Genomic DNA, 24,900 nt, shown 5'->3' with positions numbered 1-24,900 from the left:
AATTAGAAATGATGAACAATAACAAGAAAAACAAATGTTAAACAAATCAAAAATTGACTTATCATTAGAGAATAATTTTTGTTCAAAAGTACATTTTTTACCAAAATTGTGCCCTAAAATGAAGGTTGTTGATTTTTCAAATGGCGTGTCTTCTATTAATTCAACATTTGCTTCAGATACATTCAATATTATCTCTGCTAAAAATTTACAAGAAACTATACCGGTAGAGCAGGCAAAATCTATAATCGCTTCCTTGTAATGCGCAGAAACTACCTTTAGCTTGGTGGGGTGGACCTCATTCGTCTCATTATAAAGTGAATGAAGTTCTCTTATCTATTGGCTTAGAGCATGTTGAAACAGAGGTAGGCATGGCAGCTTTAGCGCAAAATATAGACTCACATGTTACTTCTATGCCGGATAACTTCAAAATCAAGGAAGTTGAATCACTTCAAGATTTTAGAGATTATGGAAATGTTATGGCATCAGTCTTCGAACCTTTTGTTGAAGAAGCAGTTATATTTTATGAAACAATAGGCCGTTGTTATAAATAAAGACTCTGATGTAGAGATGTTCGTTGGTTATATAAATAATAATCCTGTAGCAATATGTTTTTGTATTAAAGCAGATGGAGTTGGTGGAGTGTATGATATTGTCACCAATCCAGATTTTCAGAAAAGAGGTGTCGGGATATTCATGACAAAAATTGCTATTGAACATTTAAAAAGAAAGAAATGTCATGTTATTGGTATACAAGCCTCTCACGAGGGAATTGGCATTTATAAAAAATTGGGTTTTACAAACTTTGGTGAATTTAAAATTTATTCCAATAAACACATGATCATTGAGTGATGAATTCTTTTTTGCTCATCAACTAAAAGAATTTATTATTTTCAGCAGAGCTCAAATATGATCAAGCAATCGATAAAACCAAGGAAGCTTGGCCAATCCCCTTTACTACTGATAGTTGAAAAGCTAAAATCATTACAAATATAATTGTTTTAAATGACTCACTCAAATTTTCTTATTTTCTTACTTTGTCTTAAATAAAGATATCTATCACAAATCTAAGTTGAATAAGTGTAAATTTTTTATATGATCAATAATCTACTGTTTGTTACTGATAATTATGAAGAACTCAAAAGCAAATATTTAGAACGACAGTTGCATCATAGTTTGTTAGATGGTTGGTCTGTTAGTTAATTAATAGAAAAAATTTTTGCTTTATAAAATAACCAAAGGAGCTTAAAAAAACTTTCAAAGATCATTTAAAGATCCTTTATGTGTATTGTTTCTTTTTTATATCACAGTTGATGATGAGAAATCTCTCACGCTAATTGTATTATTTTTACACGAAATAAACTATTTTCACCTATTATGTAGAGTGAATTAAGTTTTTGGGATTTCTAGCACATCATTTGAAAGACAAAAGAAATTTTCCCTTGTACTTGTGCAAACAGCGTGGACATCATTTGGTAATCCTCTTGCTTGAACAAATTCTTATCCAGAATAATCTTCAACACAAAAATAAATTAATAACTTGATTTATAAAGATAATTTATCATTATTCATATTGAGCAAGCGTCTCAAATATCATAGGATTATCTCATTTCAAATCTCTATACATTAAAATCACTCACAATCATCTGCTCACGCATAACAGGCAAAATTGACGTATCGATAAAATTCACTTGAAGAAAGGAATAAAAACTCTTCTTCTGAACGCTCTGAAATACCAAAGATTATCGCAACATTGGGAGCTAAAATAGTATAGGGGGGGACCCCTTTCACCTTGAAAACGTAAAAATGGGAAGCATAATAGTTTTATACACTTCATAGAGGCTTTAGACCATTCACGAACATTATTATAAAATGGATGTGACACACCTTGAGAGAAATCTCTTTAAAATAAACATGTGAATTAACAATATAAGTGCATTCTATTTTACATGAGGAACATAACTTTAATCAAGATAAGGTAACATAAGGTGTTGAAACCGTCATAGCGCACAATAAAATCAGACCATTTTAAATGTTTAATGGTAACATCTGCTAAACAACAGAATAAAAATTCAATTTTGAAAAGATTAAACCATACGCTACAGGTCTATTGAAACTCCGATTGTACGATCGACTATCTTCTCGCTAAAATTTAATCACTATAAATATAAAAACCTTAAAACCCGCTCTAAATGCGTGAAAGTTTCTAGATCTTGCTGTATTAAATATTGAAACTCCTCATGGCTACTCATCTGAAACGCCAATAATTCCATAAAGCAGTTCCATAAAAAGGATAATGACGTTGTAATATCCGAAAAAAATTTACCACATCACCTGAAAGATCATTGATAATTCCATCAGAAAGTATCAATTTCTATTTAGAAAACCCTATCCATGCCGACAAAAAACTCTGTAAATGTTAGATATCTTCAATAATTTTGATAACGATTTTGGCTCATCCTGTTTTGCCACCAATATAAGAAACAGCAAATATAGTGGGATCAGACAGCTTTAATATTGGTCTTTCCCTCTATCCTTTTTTCTATCAAATCCTGATTTTACAATTCCTTTCTCTCTCTTTTTTTATACTCAAAATTGCCTCTGAAACAGGATAGATTAATCGTAAAAAATATATAAAAGAAACAAATTATAACATTTTTTTCTCATCCTTCTTAATACAAAATAACTGTTAAGCTACAATGCGCTAACACTTATAGTCATAAGTCCAAAACAGCATATAATGACGAAACAAATTCATAGAGTGAAGATTTTTCACTATCAATTGTTGTATTAATCTTTCCATAATGCATAAAAATGATGAAGCGGCCCTCGCCCTTTCCCTACTTTTAAAGCATTTGAAGCAGTTAAAGCGCCATGCAAATAATCTTTTGCTTGTTTAACAGCGCAATCCAAAGGTTGGGTAGGTAACAGAGCTGCAATGGCAGCAGAAATGGTACACCCTGTCCCATGATCATGAGTGGTTGAAAGACGAGAGGCTTCAAGTATAACAAGGTTTTCACAATCACAATAAAGATCTGGACTAGAACAATCGTAATTTTCTGTACTATTTCTGGTAAGCGTATTCAAATGTCCCCCTTTTAACAAAACTGCATGACACCCTAGCGCCAAAAGTCGTGGAGCATATTGATACATAGTCTCTAAAGACCATTGCACTTCACCTCCCAATAACAGTGCAGCTTCAGGCAAATTTGGCGTGATCAAAGTTGACATCGGCACAAGAACATCACGCATAATTTCAATTGCATCAGACTTTAAAAGAACATCACCACTTTTTGCAACCATAACCGGATCAAAAACAATGAAACGCGCTTTATGATAAGCAAGACGTTCTGCAATAACCTGTGCAATCTGAGCATTTGCAACCATACCAATTTTAACGGCATCAACATGGATATCCTCAAAAACAGAATCAATTTGATCTGCAACAAAAGAAGCATCTAATGCCTGAAAAGAACGCACACCCTGAGTATTTTGTGCAACAACAGCTGTAACCACACTCATACCATAAGTTTTCATAGCTGAAAAAACCTTCAAATCCGCCTGCATTCCAGCGCCACCAGAAGGATCTGTTCCCGCAATAGATAAAATCCGTGGAATAAAAAGTTTATCTTTTTGTAATTCCATCAACCTCTTTCCTTCTGTTTTTAAATATCGGAAAATGAGTTACCGAAAAATAGATGCTTGAAAAAATATAAAGAAGATGTTTTCTCATGTGAATTATATTATATACGAAGTCTTCTTATAGATATAAAATGGAAAATGTAGTGCTTATCCTTCGTTCTATTCTTTTTACGTTCGCTTTTTATACAACAACTTTCATACAAATGATTCTTTACGCTCCCGTTTATTTTTTAATGCCCCGCAAAAAGGCATGGATTGTCCCTAAAACATGGGCGCGCGTTACTCTCTTTTTGCAAAAATACATCGCAGGCACAAGTTATGAGATTGAAGGTTTAGAAAATCTTCCCAAAGGACCCTACATCATTGCTCCAAAGCATCAATCGGCTTGGGAAACTTTCAGTCTTGTTCCCTATTTTGATGATCCCACTCTCATTTTAAAACGTGAATTGATGTGGATTCCATTGTTTGGCTGGTATATGGCAAAAACGCAAATTATCCCCATTAACCGCACAACACCCATCAAAGCCTTAAAAATGATTATACAAAAAGCAAAAGAGAAAGTAAAACAAGGGCGCCAAATCTTGATTTTTCCCGAAGGAACACGCCGACAACCCGGTCAAGAACCAGATTATAAGTCAGGAATTGTCGCGCTCTATAATGAATTAGGACTTCAAGTTGTTCCTATTGCACATAATGCGGGTTTATATTGGCCACGCAATAATTTTCGCCGCTATCCTGGAACAATTCGTGTCCGTATTCTTCCCCCGATAGAGGCTGGTTTAAGCAAACGTGATTTTCTAGATCAACTTGTCCAAAAAACTGAAAAAGCGTGTGATGAACTGCTTCTCTTAGCAGCTCAAGATCCTACCCCTCCTCCTATGCCACCATACGCTGTTCAGAAACTTCAAAAACTAAATCATCATGAAACAATGCACTGATTGATAAGAATAATGCATCACTTTGTATATTGAGCGGAGTATAGGGAACAAAAATATAAGAAAGATACTTCAAACTTTCTAATTCAAAATTATAAAACACATGTACATGATAAGAAATAATCAATGTGTAAATTTTTTTGAAAAAGAATTCTTCCTCTCTTTAAAATCATTTAAATAACATACATCTCATTGATTTATAAGGATATTTTAGCGTTATTCAACTTGAATGAGAACCCTGAATACCGTAAGATTTTCTCATTTCAAATCTACTCTAGGTTGAATCAATTAGAATTATTTTCTTGCACATTACAAACGGGGATACCTCGTGTGAATAAAACGATACAAGAAAAGATTAAAATACTTTTTACGAACCGTCTCAAATACCAAGGGCTGTCCTAATAGGAAAGCAAGAAAAATGTATGATTATGCAGATTCGTTCCTTCCTAAGAAACATCAATCCCCCAAGAATCTGAAATCTTGTACAATCTTCATTATTTAAAAAGTATTTCTTGAGATACTTAAGTCATCAAACCAAATTCAAGGGGAAAATAAAAATGAGTGTTGTTTTTTATCCCACATACACAACGGATACAGCAATTAACCATCTTTCCTCCCTATCCTAGACTTAAAAGCTTTGTGTGCTACATTAAAACAATTCTAAATAACGAATAAGAGGGAACTAGATTTAAATTAATGCAACGTCTCTTCTATAATTTATTTTTTTCTGTGATTTTGAGTTTATCCAGCGCTGTTGCTCTAGCGCAGCCTTTTATTTCTGTTGATGTTACAACGAGGCGTATCTTAAAACATAATCAAGCTTTTGAGCGTTGGTATCCTGCTTCCTTGACAAAATTAATGACCGCTTATGTTATTTTTCGTGCCATGAGCCGAGGGGAAGTTTCACCAAACAAACATATCACCATCAGCGAATACGCCGCAAAAGCTCCCTCATATCGTTCAGGCTATAAAGCTGGTTCTGTACTCACACTTGATACAGCCTTAAGTATTACCATGGTTAAATCTACCAATGATTTAGCCATTGCCATGAGTGAAGCTATTGCGGGTTCACAGAAAGATTTTGTACGTAAAATGAATAGCGAAGCTAAACGTTTAGGCATGTTTGGCACCCATTTTGCGAACGCAAGTGGTTTACCAGATCCTCAAAACTACTCCACGGCACGCGATATTGCTCTTTTAGCCGTTCAAATACGTCGAGAATTTCCACAATATGCTCATTATTTTTCTATTCCAGCCATTGATTTTGGTAATAATCGAAAAATCCAACATAATTCAAACAACCTCATTGGCCGTTTTTATGGGATAGACGGTATGAAAACAGGCTTTATTTGTGCCTCTGGTTTTAATCTTGTTGCCTCAGCCACCCGCAATAAACGTACAATTATTGCTGTCATTCTAGGTGCTAACAACATAAGTGAAAGAGAAGAAAAAGCTGCACAACTTCTTGAAACAGGATTTTTGCACCAAGGAACCCCCCAATTAACACTAGCAACATTAAAACCTTATGGGAGCAACATAACACAAGCCAACAATATGAGACAACAAACATGCACACCTGAAGCCATAAAAATGCATGCAAATTCATATGATGATCAAGGAAATATTATTCTCACCTCACCTTTTATCACTGCTCCACCTTCTTTTTCTCATCCTTTATCAGTACATCTCATTCGTACGCCACAAACACCTAAAATGACAGTAAAACCACTAAGAAAACCCTATATTCCGTATAAAAGGCACGCAAACCATTCTATAAAAAGTCATAAATCATAATCTAAAATTAATTATAATACTTTGATTTATAATGATAATTAATTATTTTGTACCTTATGTCAGAACCACAAGTATTGTAAGATTCTCTCATTTCAAATCTGTATTTGTTGAAGCAATAAAAACCAGTTTCTTGCCACCACAAGGTGGATGAACATGTAGATAAAATAATTAAAACAAAGAATAAAAATTCTTCCTATAAGTCCTTTCAATAACTAAGAATTATCGTAACATTGACGCTAAAAAGTGTATGATATACCCACGTGCACCTACCTTTATAAGCGTAAAGATAGTGGTACAATGGATTTCATGGGGGATTAACCATTATATCCCTCACGGACACCATTATAAATTGGTTAGACATACTGAGATATATTTTTTAAAAACAAAACTATGATTGATGATTAACATGAAAATAAAGCGCATCCCCCTCACGCTTATTACAGGTTTTTTAGGCTCTGGCAAAACAACTTTGCTCAACCGTATGCTACAAGACCCTCTTTTAACAGAATGTGCTGTTATCATCAATGAATTCGGCGAAATCAGTATTGACCACCTTCTGGTTGAAAAAACGACAGAAGGAATTATTGAGCTTGCCAATGGCTGCTTATGCTGCAATTTACGCAGTGATCTCATCGACACATTAATTGATTTAATAAATCGCGTTCAGACAGGACAGATCAAACAACTCCATCATATTATCATTGAAACCACAGGGATGGCTGATCCCGCCCCTATTTTACAAATACTTTTAAGCCACCCGTTGTTTATTCAAACATTGTCCATAAATGCTGTTCTTGCAACATTTGATACATTAAGCCCGCTTTCCATATGTGAGCGCTATCCTGAAATATATAAACAATTAATATTTGCTGATAAAATCATTCTCACCAAAACAGATCTTAGAGACCCACAAACGCTTTCAGATACACTCCTTAGCACACTTAAAACAATGAATCCTACAGCACAAATCATTGACGCCCATTCTGAAGATTTCTGTTCAAATCTATTAATAAATAACACATTATGGGATGAAAAAGTAGAAAATACAAAACTTAAACAAAATCTTACGACTACCCCGCATGATCATACCCCCCATAAAACCATTCGTACCTTTTCACTAAACTGTGAGGGTCCTGTTGATTACGGCACAATTGAAGCCTTTTTAGATCTCCTACAAGAGCGTTATGGTACAAAATTATTACGTATTAAAGCAATTATCGCATTGCGTGATGACCCTTATCGCCCACTCGTATTACATGGCGTACAAACATTTTTTCACCCTCCCATAAGATTGCCAGCATGGCCAAAAGGAATAAAACAAACACGTTTCGTCATCATTGCCGATGGTGTTGAAAAAGAAGCTATACAAAAACTCCTCAATGCTTTTTTTAATAAACCAGCAATAGATACTGCAGACAAAACAGCTCTCTTAGAAAATCCTCTGGTCATTCCAGGAATAAAATTTTAATTTTTTCTCCTCTTCAATGATATAGCATTAAATTCATTGACACCACCATCTTTATGTTTTTAAAGGAGCAAACCGGCACATCATTACACACTTTGCTAATTCCCAATGTTGAAATAGCTCTTGGCACTTGAGACGGTTTGTAAAAAGCATTTTAGTCTTTCTTGTACAATTTCACCCACGCAGCAATCCTCGCTTGTAATGTGCAAGCAAATGGTTTTAATTTATTCAACATGCAACAGCTTTGAAATGTGGAATCTTACGGTATTCAGGGTTCTAATTCAAGTTGAATAACACTAAATTATCTTTATAATCAATATGTTATAAATTTATAAAAAACTTTCATAAATATTTCTATTCAAGTTTATTAACATAATGGAATAAAAAATAAGAAAATACACATTTTTAACAATGCTTTCTGCACAATAATGCCTCTCATAAAATTATTCGTACCTTTTCACTGAGCGGCAAAATCCCCATAGACTACCACAATTGAAACTTTTTAGCTCTCTTACAAAATCACATGCCGGAAAATGACTATCTATTAAAACACTCCAGCGCTAACATATTACCCTTATCTGTAAAATCGTCGCCCTCACACAAAATAGAATACCATTGTATCACGAATTCACGCACTCGTTTAAAAACATCGTCTCTCAATACGCATTATTCCTATTTCAAGACGCTACCCATAAATAATATAATACAAAATTCTCCATGAAATGTATAAGGCCCATTCTCCATCTTTACTCTATAAATATGTAAACTGATCGCCTCATACTTTTGCCAGTTAAAAATGTTTTGAAAAAACTTGGCACTTTAGAGTACTCATGAGAACTATCTGTACTCCTTTCTTTAAAAATTTTATTCACATGCCAATCCAATTTTATGGCGTGCAAAAAATGGTTTCGATTGATTCACCATAAACAAATTTTAAGATAAAAGGATCTTATGATATTTAGTCCCTAATTCAAACTGAAAAATTATAAACTATCATTATAAATCAAATTGTTATGATAAAAATTTTCAATATCCATCAATCTGTAAACAGATTGTTTTCTCTCTAAATGCGCTTCATCTGCAAACCACTTCATGTGATTCATTTCACAGACAGATTGGCCAAATTCTTGGTTCTAAAATATTCTGCTCAACTCTATATTTATTCAAGCTAATTGAAATCAAAATCCCTGTTAAGAAAAAACCAAAATCAGACAGAGGCAATATCGCATTTTAAAATATGTGAATGTATCTTATATAACAGCACGACAAGACAATATTTTACAGCATAAAAGAATAAAACTCTTTGAAAGAAATAAAAAGAGAGGCACATTCCATGTTAACTTACTCTTCACTAAAAACGAAGATTGACACCAGTGCCGATGTGCAAACAATCCAACTTCTTTGAGAAAATTCCTCTTGGCTTCCCACTTCATCTGATTTACTTACATAAGGCTCTATGAAAAAACTCTGCGCTTTAAAATATTGACTACTCACTTAAACACCTTATGTGCAAAGTTTTTGCATATCCTGTATCGCCATTATTAAGTGATAGTGTTACAGTGCAATAGAATACAATAACACTCACGGCATTCGAGAAACTGAAGTTTTATCAATATCGCGATTAAAAACGTAACGTTTTCCATAAACCTCAACAGTTGGAGGTTGACGATTTTTTTCAAAAAAATCATAACCTTTCTTAAGCATAACCCAGAATTGATAATGAGGATCCTTGCTATGACGTGACATATTATCCTCGGTCATGCGGAAAGGAAAAGCCTGTAACTGAAACTCTCTTTGTCCTCCTTTAAAAGCATCCCGTGCAAACGCATAAATCTGAGCCATGTTCTTATCACTCATAGAATAACAACCTGCGGAAAAGCAAGAACCATGCACCATAAGATTGCTTCCTGTGCGACCATTTTCTTGATCATAAAGGTTAGGAAATCCTATATTAAAAGAAAGATAATATTTTGAATAAGGATTCATTTGGTTTGCGCTAATAGTATAAAAACCCTCTGGTGTCTGAAGATCCCCTTCTTTATATTTAGGTCCAAGCTTACCAGACCATTTGCAAATGCCATAGCGAGCAACCAAGATAAAAGGTCCTGAACGAGATTGCTTCCAAACTTCAGCAAGATTTTCTTCCTTGAAAAATCGCATTACAATTGGTGCATAAGGATCAATATCGTACAAAGCCATTCTATTCTGGATTTCTTGCGGCAACGGCTGCTCAACCTTAGCACGAATAGAAGCTGGTAATCTTCCTTCACACGCCGTCAATATTCCCATTACAAACAACATGCACACAGCGAGGAATCTGCTAAATGTCATCGAATAAAACTCCAATCCAACACCCCTCACAAAAATAACCTATGTTAGAGATCGACCAATTTGAAGATATTTTTCCCTTCGCTCTTGTTTAAGGGCTTCCCCATCTTTTCCAGCCATAGCTTTTAAAGCCTCTGAAATAACATCACCCGTTGCATCAATGGCAATCTCTTTGCCACGATGTGCTCCCCCTAAAGGTTCCGAAATAATGCCATCAATAATCTTTAAGCGATACAAATCTTGAGCGGTAATACGCATATTCATTGCAGCATCTTTCGCACGAGCTGGATCACGCCATAAAATAGAAGCTGCTCCTTCTGGTGAAATAACAGAGTAAATTGCGTGCTCCAACATATAAACTTTATTGGCAGCCGCGATTGCTATCGCCCCTCCAGAACCGCCTTCTCCAATAACAACGGAAACTACAGGAACTTTCAAACGCAAAGTTGTAGCTGTTGATTGGGCAATTGCTTCTGCCTGCCCCCGTTCTTCAGCACTCACACCAGGATAAGCGCCTGCCGTATCAACAAAAGTGAGAAGTGGCAAACCAAAACGATCAGCCATTTCCATAATACGTACAGCTTTACGATAGCCTTCTGGACGTGCAGAACCAAAATTATAGCGCAAACGTGTTTGCGTGTCATAACCTTTCTCTTGACCGATATAAGCAACGGCCTCACCTTTAAAGCGTGCAAACCCCGCTTGAATAGCCTCATCTTCAGCAAACTTGCGATCTCCGGCCAAAGGCGTAACGTCACTCAATAGGCGTTTAGAATAGTCCATAAAATGGGGACGATCAGGATGACGAGCGACTTGTGTTTTTTGCCACGGCGATAATTTTTTATAAATATCGCGCAACGCTGTTTGGGAACGCGTTTCAAGGCGAGCAATCTCATCGCTCATATTAAGACTGCCTTTTTCCTGAGAAATTTTTTTTAATTCAAGAATTTTCCCATCAAGATCAGCAACTGGTTTTTCAAAATCAAGATAATTATACATTTGTGTCAACTCATTCAGTGTCACTTATACACTTATAATTTGCTTTATAAAGTCTTTTTCAAAAACATCACCTTTTCTTTAACGAGCCTTTTGCTCATCGGCAAGTGGATGATGCTCATTGACTAAACGATAAAGTCCCTCTTCCAACACATGGGTATAAATCTGAGTAGTAGCAATATCAGAGTGACCTAACAAATGTTGAACGGCACGCAAATCAGCACCATTTTGCAAAAGATGACTAGCAAAAGCATGACGCAACACATGGGGAGAAAAGCTATCACTTTCTATTCCTGCTCTTCTAGCGAGATTTTTCAACTCCCGCGCAACGACTTGACGAGCAATATATCCTGTCTCGGAATGCGCGGGAAAAAGATAAGAACTCGTAGCACCCTTTCCCTGATCACGCAAGTTTAACCACTGTGAAAGAACTTGGCATGCTTTTTTTGATAACAGCACCATTCGTTCTTTTTTGCCCTTACCACGAACCAAAACGCTGTACTCCTTCCTTCGAACAGACTGAACCGGCAGACTCACCAACTCACTGATGCGTAATCCCGTTGCATACAGCATTTCAATCAATAGCTGAAGACGCAGTGCACGGAAATACTCTTTGGACCCATAATCTGCTTGATTGACTTCTAACTGTGCCAAATCAAGCAATTTTATCACTGCATCTTCACTCATGATTTTGGGCAAAGGACGCCCCTGACGAGGTGCATCAATATCATGAGAGGGATCATCTGCTCTCAACCCTTCAGCATAAAGAAATTGATAAAACTGTCGCAAAGTCGATAAACGGCGCGCTTGCGACGATGCCGCAAAACCAAAAGTATGCATAAGCGACAAAAGGGTAATTAAATCTTCTTTTTGTGCTGAAAAAAGCGAAACAGAGTGTGAAGACAATTCGTCTTGTGCCCACTGCAAATCATGCTGATAAGCCGCAAGTGTATGAGGTGAAGCCCCTCTCTCCGCGCTCATCATCTCAAGAAAATGATCTATCACAGCACCACTTTTCATTTCATTGATTCACTTCCGTAGAAAGATTCCATGAATCCAAGGGAACATCAATGTACATATCCACAGTTACTGGTTCAACCCAAACCACAAGAGCACCCATTATAATGAAAAAAACAGAAAACAAAATGAAAAGAATCATCAAAAATCTAGTCAATGTTGGCATAAGACAATAACCTACCCAAAAATATTCTATCTCGTATAATGCCTCACAAAGATTAACAGGAATTGACTTTAAGATGGATAAATGCCGAAATAAAGTTATGAAAAGCAATCGACCAAAACGAATCCCCATAACACAAATAAAGAATCAGCTCTTATCGTCCCTTGATAAAAGAGCACTTGTCCTTGTTGGCCTTATGGGGGCAGGCAAATCAGTGATCGGAAAACGCGTCGCCACCATGCTTCGTTTACCCTTTTATGATTCTGACCAAGAAATTGAAAAAGCTGCACAAATGACAATCACGGAACTCTTTGAAATTTATGGTGAATCCGAATTTCGTGCTCTTGAACAGCGTGTTATTCTAAACCTCATGAAAAAAAGTCCCCTTATTTTAGCAACAGGTGGTGGTGCCTACATAAATGAAAATATCCGAAAAGCCATTCAAAAAAATGGTATATCTATATGGCTAAAAGTCGATCTTGATATCCTCATGCAACGTGTCTCAAAGCACCCGACACGTCCCCTGCTTAAAACAGCCAATCCTAAAGAAACCATGCAAAAACTCATGGAACAGCGTTATCCTATCTATGAAAAGGCAAACTTAACAATTAACAGTCATAAAGAAAGCCGTCATACCGTAGCACAAAATGTTATACGATCCGTACAGCACTACCTATACACAGAAATTAACAATAGGGATAACCAGCATGCAAACCAAAACCGTCACTGTTAAACTGGACAAACACTGTTACGATATCATCATTGGTCCGGGTCTGATTACACAAGCTGCTTCACAGATTAAACATGCTCTTAACAAAAAAGATCCTTATCCAACGCGCTTTGCACTTGTTACAGATACAAATGTTGCTTCCCTTCATTTGGAGATATTGCAAGCAGAATTAACAAAAAATAAAATTCATACTGTCCCTATTATTGTAGAAGCGGGAGAACAATCAAAATCATTTTCAACCCTGCAAGTTGTCATCGATCAAATTCTTGCTGCGCGTTTAGAAAGAGGCGACTGTGTTATTGCTTTTGGCGGTGGTGTCATTGGCGATCTAGCAGGATTTGCGGCAAGTATAATCCGCCGTGGTATGAACTTCATTCAAATGCCCACAACGCTTCTTGCACAAATTGATTCCTCTGTTGGTGGAAAAACGGGCATCAACAGCCGATATGGCAAAAATCTTATTGGTGCTTTTTTTCAACCGCAATGCGTTATTGCTGACACCTGTGTCCTTGATACCCTATCACTGCGTGAATTTCGTGCTGGTTACGCGGAAATGGTCAAATATGGACTCATTAACCAGCCTGATTTTTTTGAATGGCTTGAAAAAAATGGACAAGAAGTCTTTTCTAATGGCCCTATGCGAACAGAAGCCATTGTCCGCTCATGCCAATTTAAAGCTGCCATTGTAGCACGTGACGAACACGAAACAGGAGAGCGCGCACTCTTAAATCTCGGCCATACATTTGGACACATGCTTGAAACAGCAACCGCTTATGACTCAAAGCGTTTAATTCACGGTGAAGCTGTAGCAATTGGAATGATTCTAGCGCATCAATTTTCTGCTCAATTAAATTTAATAAGCCCCACGCTTACACAACGCATTGAAGCACACCTTAAAGCAATAGGATTACCTACACAATTAAAGGATATCCCAGGGTGTCTACCAGATGCTGAAACTTTAATGACTCTCATTGCCCAAGATAAAAAAGTTTTACAAAATAATTTGACCTTCATCTTAACGCGCGGACTTGGCCAATCATTTATTGCAAAAAATGTTTCACCAGATGCAGTTTTATCCTTTTTGGAACAAAAATTAACAGAAATTCGTTAATTCATATTGAATATAATTGATTCGTTTTTATACTTCTATTAAAGATTAAATATGATGATGTCTGCGTAGCTCAGTAGGATAGAGCACAGGATTCCTAAAGAAATTGGGCACTTTGAGGAGAAATCCTCAAAGTGAATCTGCTCAAATTCGGGGAAAGCTTCATGGGCGACTATATGCCAATCCCGAGCCAAGTCTCTCTTCAAATGAGAGAAAGGTGTAGAGACTGAACGGGCAGCACCTAAAGAGCAAAAGCTTCAAGGTGAAGAGACAGTCCAGACCACAAACAGCCGATAAGGCTGGCGGTGAAAATCGAAGTGGTATGAATCCTGGGGTCGCAGGTTCGAATCCTGCCGTAGACACCATCGTATCAGTCAAATTATTCTTTGTGCACAATATTAGGAATATAGGGAAGCATCATGAAAAAAACTTTGCACATTTTAGGATTTTTCACCGCTTTAAGTTTATCACTCTTCAGCTCAAACAATAGCTTAGCTGGTTCTTTAATCATTGAAGTACCAGACAATCCAGAGCCCAAAACAGAGATCATTACCTATCAGTGTGATACTGAAACAGGTAAAGAGCGCGTTGAGGCAGTCTATCTTAATGCTGACAATATTTCGTTGGTTGATTTCAAATGGAACGGTGATCGTGTCATTGCTGCTAATGTCATCGCTGCGACAGGAGCAAAATTTGCAGGAGCTCAGTATATCTGGTGGGAGAAGAACAAAGAAGTCACGCTTTATGACCTTGCTCAGGATCCAGAAGAAAAAAAACCTATCCTCTGTAAAGATGAGTCAACATTATTATTTTAAATAACACGGGAAATATTATGAAAAAAATTTCTTTTACTAAACAATTTTTCATTACTTTAAGTGTGTTCCTCCTCGGTTCAATTAATGCATTAGCAAGTTCTTTAGTCATTAAAGTACCAGATGATCCAGAACCAACAACAGAGACCGTCTCCTATCAATGCGATATGGGAACAAGCAAAGAGCATGTTGAAGCAACTTATCATAATGCTGGCAATATTGCGCTTGTTGATTTAAAATGGAACGGTAAGCGCATCGTTGGTTCTAATGTAATTGCCGCTTCTGGAGGAAAATATGTGGGTGGTCAATACATTTGGTGGATAACTAAAAATGAAGCCATATTTTACGATCTTATTAATGATCCAAAAGAAGAAAAGCCCATCCACTGTGTAGAAGAAAAAAGCACAGAATAAGGAAGGTTCTTACATTTCAAGAACCGCGCTGGCTCTCATCTCTTGATGTTCCTTCTGATGTGGGTAACTTTTCCTCCGTCTGGTGTAATAAAAGAGCCAGCGGTTTTTCTGACTGTTCTTCTGAATGATGTCGATAAGCTGCTGTATGTGAAAGCAACATAGAAGCTATCGGCGCTGTTAAAAACAAAAAAAACATCAGCAACGCTTCATGAAAAACAAAATAATGGTCCACAAATATTGAATAAAGAAATGAAGAAATAAGAATACTACCAACGCCCCAACTCGTACATACTGAAAGCATATGCAAACGCTTATAAAAATTGGAAAAACGCACCAAACCTATTGTTGCGATCAATGTCAGTCCCGACCCTAATATTAAGAAAATCGTGATAGCAATAGCAACCACAAGCGATACATCATCTTTCATTCAATAATCTCCCCTCGCATGAGAAATTTCGCCAAAGCAATACTCGAGACTGGACCCAACAACCCAATAATGAGAGCTGCGACAAAATAAATGGTTGTTCCAGAACGAATATCGAATGTAAGAAACAAAAGAATAGTGGTTATATAAAGGGCATCCAAACCAACAATTCTATCCTGTGCCCGTGGACCACGAATCAACCGAAACAGCGCGAAAATCACCGCTAAACTTAAAAAAAACTGTGAAAAGAAAAGCCCCCAATAAAGAATCACCATACTCATAAAAAAATCTCCAAAAGCAATTGCTCATACCGTTGTTTGATCAACTGTTTGTAATCATATCCATTTTTTAAATTTAAGACATGAAGCAAAAGTTCACCCTTTTTACTATTATAGGCAACCCAAGCAGTTCCAGGGGTTGCCGAAAGGATGCATGCTAAAATAGCCAAAGCAGTGCGATTATGAAGCAGAAGAGGTACTACAATAAAACCAGATTTCTGCTCTCGAGACCTTTTTGTTAAAACAAACCAAGCCACCGAAACATTTGAGAATATAGAATCTATAAATACTCGAAAAACGAGACGAAAAACCGCACTCCAGCTTTTAATAACAGCCTTCTCTGGCTCCAGAAGCCGTATCATCCAACCACAAAACAAAGCGGTTAAAATCCCTAAAAGCAATTGCCCTAAACTAAAACCATTTAAAATAAGCCACATAAGGACAATGCCACCACTGAAAAAAGGGGAAGTATAAAAACGATTCATTTACTCATCTCCCTATTTTCGAGAGAAAAATCCGTTAAAACGCTCCCAATATAGTTTTGAGGTTCATACAAAGTCTTAGCGGTTTCAGACATATAATGACTAACAGGACTGGCTACAATTGTTATAAGAAAACACAAGGCAAGAAGAACGGCAATAGGTGCAAATTCTATCACCTGCACACGGGGAACGCGACCTTCAAGAGAAATCCAAAAAGTTCGGATACCCGTTCGTGTCAGTGCAATCAAAGCTGCAAATCCAGAGAGGGTGACAAAAACTACAAAAAGCCAATCTTGGTAAACCGGAAGAGAGGCAAAAAAATCCTCTCTACTATGGTTTAAAATTGCCATGAACATCATAAGTTTAGCAACAAAACCAGAAAAAGGTGGCAATCCAATAATCAAAATGGCACAGATACCAAAACAAGCCCCAAGAATTGCCAAGGTTACAGGGAAATATGTGCCAACTTCATCTTCTTCCTCCTCTTCATCGTCGCCATAAACCTCCATTGTGACAGCAAGAACATTAGCAGCCACATCTTGACAGCGCTCAACCAACTCTACCAAAAGAAAAAAAGCTCCCAGTGCTAAAGTTGAAGAAACAATATAAAAAAGTGCACCTGCTGTCAGTGCTGCATTGCCGATGCCGATCGCGGCCAACAATGTACCAGAAGAGACAAGGACACTATAAGCTGCCAAACGCACCAAAACTTGACTCGCCAATACCCCAATAAAACCAACAATCATAGTGGCAAGCCCACCATAAAACAAAACCGTATGACCAAAATGGTTAAAATATTCACTTTCAGGACTAAACCATAGCAACGTTAAACGTAAAATAATATAAATACCCACCTTGCTCAAAAGTGCAAAAGAAGCTCCAACGGGTGCTGCTACTGCACTGTAAGTTGGCACCAACCAAAAATTAAGCGGCCACATACCCGCTTTAAGCAAAAAAGCAATACCTAAAAGTGCAACACCTATTTCGAACAAAACAATATCTGTAGAAGATATATATTTTATTTTAACAGCCAAATCGGCCATATTAAGAGTACCAACGACTCCATAAATGAGCGCTATACCCACTAAAAAAAATAATGAAGCAACAAGATTAACCACGACATAATGCAACCCTGCGCGCACGCGTGTCTGACCAGAACCATGCAAAGCAAGCCCATAGGAAGCCGTTAACATAACTTCAAAAAACACAAATAAATTAAATAAATCGCCGGTCAAAAAAGCACCATTTATTCCCACCATAAAAAATTGCATTAGTGACTGAAAATGAGAACCAGCTTTGTACCAATGAGCCCGCGCAAAAACCAACACGCTAGTCACCAACAAGCTGGAAAGTAAAAGCATCATAGCGCTTAAGCGATCAAGGACTAAAACAATTCCAAAAGAAGACGGCCAATTACCAAGTCGATAAACATCGCAAGCCGGTGCTATTTCAAGAGTACGTATAATCAATAAAATGGCAGTAACGACCAACAGTCCCGCAGAAGAAAGACTGATGAATGATTTAAGTTTTGCACGACGTTCATCATAAAAAAGAAGAAGTGCTCCAGTGATTAACGGCAAAAGAATAGGCAAAATAAGGAGATGATGCACCCCTACTTCCATTATTGCACCTCACGTCCATCAACGTGATCAGAACCCGTTAAACCACGTGAAACCAACAAGATAACTAAAAATAAAGCTGTTGTTGCAAAACCAATCACAATCGCAGTTAACACCAAGGCTTGTGGGAGAGGATCGACATAATTAGCTGGATTAATAACAGTGGTAGGATCAACAATTGGAGCAGCATTACTACGCGGTCTACTCATTGAAAATATAAAAAGATTAACACCATAGGAGATCAAGGACAAACCAAGAATGACTTGAAAAGTACGTGGACGCAAAACAAGCCAAATACCTGATCCGACAAAAACACCAATACCCAAAGAAAGAACAATTTCCATTAATTTTCCTTCTCTTTTAAAATAGGTTTCTTACCGATTCGGTAACTCCGAATTGACTGGTGTGCAAGTGCAATTAAAATGAGAACAGTTGCTCCCAACACAAGAGAAAGTACACCAAAATCAAACAAAAAAGCAGATGTCATGGGAACTTTCCCAATTAACGGAAGATGAATATATCGAAAAAAGGATGTTAAAAAAGGATATCCAAAAAACCAAGAGCCCATCCCCGTTACAACTGACAACAATAAGCCAAAGCCTATCCAACGCAAAGGTAAAACTCTCAAATGCGTTTCCACCCACCGAATATCGCGTGCAAGATATTGTAAAATAAACCCTATCGCCAAAGTAATACCACCGACAAATCCACCTCCTGGCAGATCATGCCCTCGCATGAATAAATAAATAGCAAAAGCAATAATAATCGGAAAGAGCCAACCCATAATAACAGCAGGAACAGCTAAATAATTTAATACTGTATCTCCCACATTTCGATTAGGCTGTGCTATATCAAAGGCTTTCTGGATACGTTGTTGAAAAGGCGCATCAATACTCTCAGGCGCAGGACGAAAACGTCGTAAGAGGGCAAAAACAGTAAGGGAAACAACACCCAAAACCACAATTTCTCCCATGGTATCAAAACCACGGAAATCAACCAACAACACATTCACAACATTGCGACCACCAGCATCTGAGTAAGCATGCGTTAGAAAAAAATCAGAAATCGTTGTACCTTGAGGACGTGTCATCACTGCAAAAGAAAGCCATGCTACACCAGCACCTCCTACAAGGGATATGATGAAATCACGGAAACGACGCAAACGAATCCAAAAATGAACAGCAGCTGGCCCAGGATCATGCAAACGTTTAGGCAACCACCGTAAACCAAGCAATAATAAAACGACTGTAACAACCTCAACAACCAATTGTGTTATTGCTAAATCAGGAGCAGAAAGCCATAAAAAGGTTGCACAAGTCATCAAACCAGCTCCCCCTAAAAGCATAAGTGAAGCAAGACGATGAAACTTTGCTCGCCAAGCAACTAAAAGCGCACATAATCCGCCAACCAGCCAAAGAGCGAGAAAAGGAATATCAAGTGGAAAAAGCGGTAATGTCCCCACTGGAATGAAACCATCGCACCAAAGTAAAAGACCAACAAATGCAAAACAGACCCAAAAAATCCAATGCAACTGGATCTGCAAACGGCGTGTTGACAAAGCAGATTCCACCGCACGGGCCCATTTCCAAGAAATAATTACGAGAATGCGTTCAAAAATACGCGGTCCTTTTAAGTGACGGAAAAAAGGAGCCCCATCATCACAGGATAAAAAATAACGATGCCCGACAGCATAGAGCAATCCGCCCCCTAATAATGCAACAAAACTCATCACTAATGGAGTGTTAAACCCATGCCAAACAGCCAAACTATAAGGAATTGTCATTGGTCCTAAAACAGACACGACCGCATTATCTAAAATAGGTCCTATTGTTAAATTAGGGAAAATACCAACCGCTAAACAAATAAACACCAAAAGCTCCATTGGTAAACGCATAAAATGCGGTGGTTCATGGGGAGTCTTGGGTAAATTGTCAGGCTTTGGTCCTAAAAAAACACCGTGAATAAAGCGTATAGAATAAGTCACACTAAACAGACTAGCTAGCGTTGCCACATAAGGCGCAATCCAATCGAGCCATGATTCCATATGCGTTTCAACAGCTTCAGCAAAAAACATCTCTTTCGATAAAAAACCATTCAACAAAGGAACCCCAGCCATCGCTGCACTCGCAACTAAAGCAAGAGTTGCTGTAATAGGCATAGAACGATAAAGCCCTGACAGTTTACGCATATCACGTGTTCCTGTCTCATGATCAATAATGCCAGCAGCCATAAATAAAGAGGCCTTAAAAGTAGCATGATTGGCCATATGAAAGATCGCCGCAACACATGCAAGTGGACTACCAAGACTTAAAAGCGTTGTAATTAATCCAAGATGACTAATAGTCGAGTAAGCAAGCAGTCCTTTTAAGTCTTGCTGAAACATGGAAAAATAGGCACCTAGCAGCAATGTCGAGAGTCCTGAAAAGCCAACCAACCAAAACCAAGATTCTGTTCCAGAGAGCACAGGCCATAAACGAACAAGCAAAAACAATCCCGCTTTTACCATTGTTGCCGAATGCAAATAAGCCGATACGGGGGTTGGAGCAGCCATCGCGTTGGGTAGCCAAAAATGAAAGGGAAATTGCGCGCTTTTTGTTAACCCTCCCAATAAAATACAAATAAGGATAGGACTATAAAGAGAACTTGACCGGATCATATCTCCAGACTGTAGCACCTTATCCAAATCAAAACTGCCAACAGTATACCCAATCAATAAAACTCCAATAAAAAGGGCAAAGCCGCCAAAACCTGTGATCGTTAGAGCCATACGCGCACCCTCACGCGCACTTGCATTATGGTACCAATAGCCGATCAACAAAAAAGAAAAAATACTAGTGAGTTCCCAGAAAACAACCAAAAAGACGAGATTACCTGATAAAACTATTCCTATCATTGATCCCATAAAAGCCAAAAAAAAGGAAAAAAAACGAGGTACAGAATCCGCTGGATCCATGTAATAACGTGAATAAATGACAACAAGCAGCCCAATCCCTGTAATGAGCAAGCAAAAAAGCCACGATAAACCATCTATACGAAGAATCAAATCGCTTCCCCATTCTGGAAGCCAAGAAATATCTAAACGCACTATGTGGTTTCCGCGAACTTCCGGATAAAGCATTATTGTAAAAATAAGACAGAAAAGCGCGACAATCCCAGCAAACCAGGCTTCATTATTTTTTGCTGTCGAACGAAAAAAGCCAATGACAGCACTTCCACCAAAGGGAAGCAAGACGAGCAATACCAACATTGCTTCCCGTGTTGTCATTCTTTAAACTCCATTTTGCCTTAATATTTTGTCATCGACAAAAACTTATATTCTCACCCCCCATTCCACACTTAATGATAATAAGATTTAATAAAACTTAAAAGCATTTAAAATTTTAAAAAAAACAATGCTGGCATGAAAATACTGCGCACCACACAAGTCTTCTCTTTATTTTAAGAACAATAACGCCCACGACAAGAAGCAATTAAAATTTTATTTAATAATTTCTATCCTTTAAAAAAGCGTGATAAACACTGCTTACGCCCCCCATGAAAAGGCTGAAAACTATTATCATTTTTATTATAAGAGCGATAACGCGCAAGGCAAGATTCAATATGTTGTTTAAGCATCCATGGCTCTTTTTTTTCTAATTTTTCCGAAGAAGAAGTTAAAAACACTTTTTTAGCATCTGGTACAACTTTTAATGATGCGCCTTTTGTGCTTAAGTGCGGTGATGTAATAAATGCCACTTCAGGATACCACCAATTATCACTGTATTTACGATAACCACGCCGATAATGACGATAACCTTTAAAACCATTAAGTTCTCTACGCCCCGTAAAAATCAAAGGCACCGAACTATCTTGGAGAGAGGTCTGAGTAACCAGTTTGGCTTTAGCATCACTCCTATTTTGCCCCCAATTAACAAGAGTGGTTATTATAATGAAAAAACTGCTAACAAATACAAAAGCTAAAGCATAATATAATTTTTTTTTCATACTCATAACAAAAAACTCAACATAATAAACAACAGTAATTACAGAAAGCCTTTCTCTTGCTGGACAGAAACAGATTCTTTTCTTAAGATTCTTTTTTCTTGAGACATTCTGTTACTCTTTGTACTAAACGTTGATCTTGGCAATAAGATCCTACAAAAAAGAATGAATAAATAATGATAAAAACCCCCTACTATCTTATAGACAAATCGAAACTCATCAAAAACATGCAAACAATTTCTCGTTTACGGGAAATGTCCGGAGCTAAAATTTTACTTGCTTTGAAATGTTTTGCCACATGGAGTGTTTTTGATTTAATGTCTGAGTTCATGGATGGAACCACATCATCATCCCTTTATGAACTGCGTTTAGGAAGAGAAAAATTTGGCAAAGAAACCCATGCTTATTCAGTGGCTTGGGCAGATGATGAAATTGATGAAGCCTGTGGTTATGCAGATAAAATCATCTTTAATTCCATCCAACAGCTTCAACGCTTTTCTGATGCAACAAAAACCATTCAAAGAGGTTTAAGGTTAAACCCAGGAATGAGCGCATCAAATTTTGATCTTGCCAACCCCTCTCGCCCTTTTAGCCGCTTAGGAGAAACAAACCAAAGCGCTATCAAAGAAGTTCTGCCTCTTATCAACGGATTGATGATCCATAACAATTGTGAAAATGCTGACTTTAATCTTTTTAACCAAATGCTTGGGTATATGGAAGAAAAATTTGCAGAACTTTTTTCTGCTGTTGACTGGATAAGCCTTGGCGGCGGAATCCATTTTACGGCTGAAAATTATCCTCTAGAAGCTTTCGCAAAACGCTTAAAACAATTTTCTAAAACTCATGGTGTCACTCTTTTTCTAGAACCAGGAGAAGCTGCTATTACCAAAAGCACCACACTGGAAGTAAGCGTTCTTGACACATTGTATAATGAAAAAAAACTTGCCATCGTTGATAGCTCCATTGAAGCTCATATGCTTGATCTTTTAATTTATCGTGAGAATGCCAAATTAGAACCCAATCAAGGTCCACACGAAATTATGATTTGTGGAAAGTCTTGTCTTGCCGGCGATATTTTTGGAACATTTCAATTTCAAAAACCTCTTAAAATAGGCGATAGACTGTCTTTTCAGGATGCAGCAGGTTATACAATGGTCAAAAAAAACTGGTTTAATGGCGTTACAATGCCTGCTATTGTTCTCAAAGAGTGCGATGGTACATTAACACTTCAACGCCAATTCAGCTATAACGACTATCAGGAAAGCCTTTCATAAAGATAAACCATAAAAAACGTCATACAACAGTATTAAAAAGGAGATGGACCTACAATGAAAAAAAATGTTCTCATTATTGGTGCCGGAGGTGTTGCACAAGTTGTTGCGCATAAATGCGCTCAAAACAACGATATTCTTGGTGAAATTCATATTGCTTCACGAACACTCAAAAAATGTGAGGCCATCATTGCTTCTATTAAAGAAAAAAACACAATGAAAGAACAGGGTGTTCTCAAAAGCCATTCGCTCAATGCCATGAATGTAGAAGAAACTATAAAGCTCATCCAAAAGACCAAATGCGAAATTGTCATTAATGTTGGTTCTGCCTTTCTTAATATGTCTGTTCTTTCAGCTTGTATTGAAACCAAATGCGCTTATATCGATACCGCAATTCATGAAGACCCATTGAAAATTTGTGAAACACCTCCTTGGTATGGCAATTATGAATGGCCTCGACGTCAAGAATGTGAAAAAGCTGGTATAACCGCTATTTTAGGAGCAGGTTTTGACCCAGGTGTAGTGAATGCTTATGCTGCATTAGCGCGCGATGATTATTTTGATAAAATCACAGATATTGATATTATTGATATTAATGCCGGAAATCATGGGCGTTGGTTTGCTACAAATTTTGATCCAGAAATTAACTTCCGTGAATTTACAGGACAAGTATGGTCATGGCAAAATAAAAAATGGACTTCCAATAAAATGTTTGAAATCAGCCATGAATGGGATCTTCCCGTTGTGGGAAAACAAAAAGCCTATATGACAGGACATGATGAAATTCATTCACTTTCCAAAAATCTTGATGTAGAGAATGTCCGTTTCTGGATGGGATTTAGTGATCGTTATATCACTGTTTTTACGGTTCTAAAAAACCTCGGACTCTTATCCGAACAACCAATTAAAACGGCAGAAGGTCAAGAAGTCGTGCCCTTGAAAGTCGTGAAGGCCGTCTTACCCGACCCTTCCTCTCTCGCCCCAGACTACACAGGAAAAACCTGTATCGGAGATCTTATTAAAGGCGAAAAAGATGGAAACTCGAGAGAAATTTTTATCTATAATATAGCCGATCACAAACAAGCTTTTCATGAAACTGGGGCACAAGGCATTTCCTATACAGCTGGCGTACCAGCAGCCGCAACAGCTCTTCTTATTGCCACAGGCGAATGGGATGTTAAAACTATGGTCAATGTAGAAGAATTACCACCCCACCCTTTCCTTAAATATCTTGATCATATGGGGCTTCCCACTTTTATAAGAGAACAACAAGAGGATAAAAAATTACAATTTTAATACCTATAGAAAGCATATGCTTGATTTTTTAAGTTATCACAAAACTGCCCAATGAAAACAAACTTAATATTCTCGTGTAATTATGGTTTTCAAAAAAATTTTAGCTATTCGTTATATTTTGGCAACATTACGATTTCTTAACAACCTTA

23 protein-coding genes are annotated in these 24,900 nt (G+C 37.3%); 12 read left to right on the top strand and 11 right to left on the bottom strand.

What is annotated here, in order from left to right; all coding sequences use genetic code 11:
* The first annotated feature begins 34 nt into the window (after nucleotides 1–34).
* The 3 genes from ACFIK0_RS00960 (at nucleotide 35) to ACFIK0_RS00950 (ending at nucleotide 849) form a co-directional block, all read left to right on the top strand.
* Complete coding sequence (locus ACFIK0_RS00960; protein WP_375663346.1) at nucleotides 35–259, top strand: hypothetical protein; 225 nt, start codon at nucleotides 35–37, stop codon at nucleotides 257–259.
* A gap of 109 nt (nucleotides 260–368) precedes the next feature.
* Nucleotides 369–551 carry a hypothetical protein gene (locus tag ACFIK0_RS00955; RefSeq protein ID WP_375663345.1) on the top strand — a complete coding sequence of 61 codons (183 nt, stop codon included), beginning with the start codon at nucleotides 369–371 and terminating at the stop codon, nucleotides 549–551.
* A 16-nt stretch (nucleotides 552–567) separates the two neighbouring features.
* The gene (locus ACFIK0_RS00950) at nucleotides 568–849 is read left to right on the top strand and encodes a GNAT family N-acetyltransferase (RefSeq protein WP_375663344.1); all 282 of its coding nucleotides are present in this window, start codon (nucleotides 568–570) and stop codon (nucleotides 847–849) included.
* Nucleotides 850–2,787: 1,938 nt separating this feature from the next.
* Here the strand turns inward: ACFIK0_RS00950 and thiD are convergent.
* Nucleotides 2,788–3,642 carry a bifunctional hydroxymethylpyrimidine kinase/phosphomethylpyrimidine kinase gene (gene thiD / locus ACFIK0_RS00945; RefSeq protein ID WP_375663343.1) on the bottom strand — a complete coding sequence of 285 codons (855 nt, stop codon included), beginning with the start codon at nucleotides 3,640–3,642 and terminating at the stop codon, nucleotides 2,788–2,790.
* A 128-nt stretch (nucleotides 3,643–3,770) separates the two neighbouring features.
* Here thiD and ACFIK0_RS00940 point away from each other — a divergent pair, with 128 nt between their 5' ends.
* The 3 genes from ACFIK0_RS00940 to ACFIK0_RS00930 all read left to right on the top strand — a co-directional run bounded on the left by ACFIK0_RS00940 (nucleotide 3,771) and on the right by ACFIK0_RS00930 (nucleotide 7,836).
* Nucleotides 3,771–4,577: a 1-acyl-sn-glycerol-3-phosphate acyltransferase gene (locus ACFIK0_RS00940; RefSeq protein WP_273790137.1), complete on the top strand. Its 807-nt coding sequence runs from the start codon at nucleotides 3,771–3,773 to the stop codon at nucleotides 4,575–4,577.
* A gap of 693 nt (nucleotides 4,578–5,270) precedes the next feature.
* Nucleotides 5,271–6,368: a D-alanyl-D-alanine carboxypeptidase family protein gene (locus ACFIK0_RS00935; RefSeq protein WP_375654300.1), complete on the top strand. Its 1,098-nt coding sequence runs from the start codon at nucleotides 5,271–5,273 to the stop codon at nucleotides 6,366–6,368.
* Between the two features lie 406 nt (nucleotides 6,369–6,774).
* Complete coding sequence (locus tag ACFIK0_RS00930; protein ID WP_375663342.1) at nucleotides 6,775–7,836, top strand: CobW family GTP-binding protein; 1,062 nt, start codon at nucleotides 6,775–6,777, stop codon at nucleotides 7,834–7,836.
* 1,578 nt (nucleotides 7,837–9,414) lie between these two features.
* Here ACFIK0_RS00930 and ACFIK0_RS00925 read toward each other — a convergent pair.
* The 3 genes from ACFIK0_RS00925 to ACFIK0_RS00915 all read right to left on the bottom strand — a co-directional run bounded on the left by ACFIK0_RS00925 (nucleotide 9,415) and on the right by ACFIK0_RS00915 (nucleotide 12,177).
* Nucleotides 9,415–10,164, bottom strand: coding sequence for a murein L,D-transpeptidase family protein (locus tag ACFIK0_RS00925; RefSeq protein ID WP_273790140.1), 750 nt, complete (start codon nucleotides 10,162–10,164; stop codon nucleotides 9,415–9,417).
* Between the two features lie 39 nt (nucleotides 10,165–10,203).
* On the bottom strand, nucleotides 10,204–11,160 hold the full coding sequence (locus ACFIK0_RS00920; protein WP_375663356.1) for an acetyl-CoA carboxylase carboxyltransferase subunit alpha: 957 nt from the start codon (nucleotides 11,158–11,160) through the stop codon (nucleotides 10,204–10,206).
* A 78-nt stretch (nucleotides 11,161–11,238) separates the two neighbouring features.
* Complete coding sequence (locus ACFIK0_RS00915) at nucleotides 11,239–12,177, bottom strand: site-specific tyrosine recombinase XerD (protein WP_273790142.1); 939 nt, start codon at nucleotides 12,175–12,177, stop codon at nucleotides 11,239–11,241.
* A gap of 260 nt (nucleotides 12,178–12,437) precedes the next feature.
* On the opposite strand from ACFIK0_RS00915, the gene ACFIK0_RS00910 reads away from it, so the two are divergent.
* The 4 genes from ACFIK0_RS00910 (at nucleotide 12,438) to ACFIK0_RS00895 (ending at nucleotide 15,400) form a co-directional block, all read left to right on the top strand.
* On the top strand, nucleotides 12,438–13,070 hold the full coding sequence (locus ACFIK0_RS00910) for a shikimate kinase (RefSeq protein WP_375630735.1): 633 nt from the start codon (nucleotides 12,438–12,440) through the stop codon (nucleotides 13,068–13,070).
* Nucleotides 13,045–14,178 (top strand): 3-dehydroquinate synthase, encoded by a 1,134-nt coding sequence (aroB, locus tag ACFIK0_RS00905; RefSeq protein WP_375663341.1) that lies wholly within the window; start codon nucleotides 13,045–13,047, stop codon nucleotides 14,176–14,178. Before ACFIK0_RS00910 ends, aroB begins: the two co-directional genes overlap by 26 nt.
* Before the next feature lie 416 nt (nucleotides 14,179–14,594).
* A complete protein-coding gene (locus tag ACFIK0_RS00900) occupies nucleotides 14,595–14,990 on the top strand; it encodes an MliC family protein (RefSeq protein ID WP_273790144.1) in 396 nt (131 codons plus the stop codon).
* 17 nt (nucleotides 14,991–15,007) lie between these two features.
* A complete protein-coding gene (locus ACFIK0_RS00895; RefSeq protein ID WP_273790145.1) occupies nucleotides 15,008–15,400 on the top strand; it encodes an MliC family protein in 393 nt (130 codons plus the stop codon).
* A gap of 16 nt (nucleotides 15,401–15,416) precedes the next feature.
* Here the strand turns inward: ACFIK0_RS00895 and mnhG are convergent, their stop codons facing one another.
* The 7 genes from mnhG to ACFIK0_RS00860 all read right to left on the bottom strand — a co-directional run bounded on the left by mnhG (nucleotide 15,417) and on the right by ACFIK0_RS00860 (nucleotide 22,193).
* Nucleotides 15,417–15,827, bottom strand: a complete 411-nt coding sequence (mnhG, locus tag ACFIK0_RS00890; RefSeq protein WP_273790146.1) for a monovalent cation/H(+) antiporter subunit G — start codon at nucleotides 15,825–15,827, stop codon at nucleotides 15,417–15,419.
* Nucleotides 15,824–16,105 carry a K+/H+ antiporter subunit F gene (locus ACFIK0_RS00885; RefSeq protein WP_273790147.1) on the bottom strand — a complete coding sequence of 94 codons (282 nt, stop codon included), beginning with the start codon at nucleotides 16,103–16,105 and terminating at the stop codon, nucleotides 15,824–15,826. Before ACFIK0_RS00885 ends, mnhG begins: the two co-directional genes overlap by 4 nt.
* Entirely contained in the window at nucleotides 16,102–16,587 is a 486-nt protein-coding gene (locus ACFIK0_RS00880; RefSeq protein WP_273790148.1) for a Na+/H+ antiporter subunit E, read from the bottom strand. Before ACFIK0_RS00880 ends, ACFIK0_RS00885 begins: the two co-directional genes overlap by 4 nt.
* Nucleotides 16,584–18,206 carry a monovalent cation/H+ antiporter subunit D gene (locus ACFIK0_RS00875; protein WP_273790149.1) on the bottom strand — a complete coding sequence of 541 codons (1,623 nt, stop codon included), beginning with the start codon at nucleotides 18,204–18,206 and terminating at the stop codon, nucleotides 16,584–16,586. The genes ACFIK0_RS00880 and ACFIK0_RS00875 overlap by 4 nt, the downstream gene beginning before the upstream one ends.
* Nucleotides 18,206–18,547 carry a Na+/H+ antiporter subunit C gene (locus tag ACFIK0_RS00870; protein ID WP_273790150.1) on the bottom strand — a complete coding sequence of 114 codons (342 nt, stop codon included), beginning with the start codon at nucleotides 18,545–18,547 and terminating at the stop codon, nucleotides 18,206–18,208. Before ACFIK0_RS00870 ends, ACFIK0_RS00875 begins: the two co-directional genes overlap by 1 nt.
* Entirely contained in the window at nucleotides 18,547–21,468 is a 2,922-nt protein-coding gene (locus ACFIK0_RS00865; protein ID WP_273790151.1) for a monovalent cation/H+ antiporter subunit A, read from the bottom strand. Before ACFIK0_RS00865 ends, ACFIK0_RS00870 begins: the two co-directional genes overlap by 1 nt.
* Nucleotides 21,469–21,695: 227 nt before the next feature.
* Nucleotides 21,696–22,193: a BA14K family protein gene (locus ACFIK0_RS00860; RefSeq protein WP_273790152.1), complete on the bottom strand. Its 498-nt coding sequence runs from the start codon at nucleotides 22,191–22,193 to the stop codon at nucleotides 21,696–21,698.
* Nucleotides 22,194–22,360: 167 nt separating this feature from the next.
* Here ACFIK0_RS00860 and ACFIK0_RS00855 point away from each other — a divergent pair, with 167 nt between their 5' ends.
* Both ACFIK0_RS00855 and ACFIK0_RS00850 read left to right on the top strand, forming a co-directional pair.
* The gene (locus tag ACFIK0_RS00855) at nucleotides 22,361–23,458 is read left to right on the top strand and encodes a carboxynorspermidine decarboxylase (protein ID WP_273790153.1); all 1,098 of its coding nucleotides are present in this window, start codon (nucleotides 22,361–22,363) and stop codon (nucleotides 23,456–23,458) included.
* A 54-nt stretch (nucleotides 23,459–23,512) separates the two neighbouring features.
* Nucleotides 23,513–24,751, top strand: a complete 1,239-nt coding sequence (locus ACFIK0_RS00850; protein ID WP_273790154.1) for a saccharopine dehydrogenase family protein — start codon at nucleotides 23,513–23,515, stop codon at nucleotides 24,749–24,751.
* The last annotated feature ends 149 nt before the right edge of the window (nucleotides 24,752–24,900 follow it).

The organism is Bartonella sp. CL63NXGY (assembly GCF_042194905.1).
In the GTDB taxonomy this organism is placed as follows: domain Bacteria; phylum Pseudomonadota; class Alphaproteobacteria; order Rhizobiales; family Rhizobiaceae; genus Bartonella.
Note: the sequence above shows the minus strand (reverse complement) of the source record. Positions and strands in the feature narration are given on the sequence as shown.

What these genes read in the sequence shown, in the direction of transcription:
- ACFIK0_RS00960 (WP_375663346.1), top strand. Translation starts at nt 35, where the DNA reads ATGTTAAACAAATCAAAAATTGACTTATCATTAGAGAATAATTTTTGT.
- ACFIK0_RS00955 (WP_375663345.1), top strand. Translation starts at nt 369, where the DNA reads ATGGCAGCTTTAGCGCAAAATATAGACTCACATGTTACTTCTATGCCG.
- ACFIK0_RS00950 (WP_375663344.1), top strand. Translation starts at nt 568, where the DNA reads ATGTTCGTTGGTTATATAAATAATAATCCTGTAGCAATATGTTTTTGT.
- thiD (WP_375663343.1), bottom strand. Translation starts at nt 3,642, where the DNA reads ATGGAATTACAAAAAGATAAACTTTTTATTCCACGGATTTTATCTATT.
- ACFIK0_RS00940 (WP_273790137.1), top strand. Translation starts at nt 3,771, where the DNA reads ATGGAAAATGTAGTGCTTATCCTTCGTTCTATTCTTTTTACGTTCGCT.
- ACFIK0_RS00935 (WP_375654300.1), top strand. Translation starts at nt 5,271, where the DNA reads ATGCAACGTCTCTTCTATAATTTATTTTTTTCTGTGATTTTGAGTTTA.
- ACFIK0_RS00930 (WP_375663342.1), top strand. Translation starts at nt 6,775, where the DNA reads ATGAAAATAAAGCGCATCCCCCTCACGCTTATTACAGGTTTTTTAGGC.
- ACFIK0_RS00925 (WP_273790140.1), bottom strand. Translation starts at nt 10,164, where the DNA reads ATGACATTTAGCAGATTCCTCGCTGTGTGCATGTTGTTTGTAATGGGA.
- ACFIK0_RS00920 (WP_375663356.1), bottom strand. Translation starts at nt 11,160, where the DNA reads ATGTATAATTATCTTGATTTTGAAAAACCAGTTGCTGATCTTGATGGG.
- ACFIK0_RS00915 (WP_273790142.1), bottom strand. Translation starts at nt 12,177, where the DNA reads ATGAAAAGTGGTGCTGTGATAGATCATTTTCTTGAGATGATGAGCGCG.
- ACFIK0_RS00910 (WP_375630735.1), top strand. Translation starts at nt 12,438, where the DNA reads ATGAAAAGCAATCGACCAAAACGAATCCCCATAACACAAATAAAGAAT.
- aroB (WP_375663341.1), top strand. Translation starts at nt 13,045, where the DNA reads ATGCAAACCAAAACCGTCACTGTTAAACTGGACAAACACTGTTACGAT.
- ACFIK0_RS00900 (WP_273790144.1), top strand. Translation starts at nt 14,595, where the DNA reads ATGAAAAAAACTTTGCACATTTTAGGATTTTTCACCGCTTTAAGTTTA.
- ACFIK0_RS00895 (WP_273790145.1), top strand. Translation starts at nt 15,008, where the DNA reads ATGAAAAAAATTTCTTTTACTAAACAATTTTTCATTACTTTAAGTGTG.
- mnhG (WP_273790146.1), bottom strand. Translation starts at nt 15,827, where the DNA reads ATGAAAGATGATGTATCGCTTGTGGTTGCTATTGCTATCACGATTTTC.
- ACFIK0_RS00885 (WP_273790147.1), bottom strand. Translation starts at nt 16,105, where the DNA reads ATGAGTATGGTGATTCTTTATTGGGGGCTTTTCTTTTCACAGTTTTTT.
- ACFIK0_RS00880 (WP_273790148.1), bottom strand. Translation starts at nt 16,587, where the DNA reads ATGAATCGTTTTTATACTTCCCCTTTTTTCAGTGGTGGCATTGTCCTT.
- ACFIK0_RS00875 (WP_273790149.1), bottom strand. Translation starts at nt 18,206, where the DNA reads ATGGAAGTAGGGGTGCATCATCTCCTTATTTTGCCTATTCTTTTGCCG.
- ACFIK0_RS00870 (WP_273790150.1), bottom strand. Translation starts at nt 18,547, where the DNA reads ATGGAAATTGTTCTTTCTTTGGGTATTGGTGTTTTTGTCGGATCAGGT.
- ACFIK0_RS00865 (WP_273790151.1), bottom strand. Translation starts at nt 21,468, where the DNA reads ATGACAACACGGGAAGCAATGTTGGTATTGCTCGTCTTGCTTCCCTTT.
- ACFIK0_RS00860 (WP_273790152.1), bottom strand. Translation starts at nt 22,193, where the DNA reads ATGAGTATGAAAAAAAAATTATATTATGCTTTAGCTTTTGTATTTGTT.
- ACFIK0_RS00855 (WP_273790153.1), top strand. Translation starts at nt 22,361, where the DNA reads ATGATAAAAACCCCCTACTATCTTATAGACAAATCGAAACTCATCAAA.
- ACFIK0_RS00850 (WP_273790154.1), top strand. Translation starts at nt 23,513, where the DNA reads ATGAAAAAAAATGTTCTCATTATTGGTGCCGGAGGTGTTGCACAAGTT.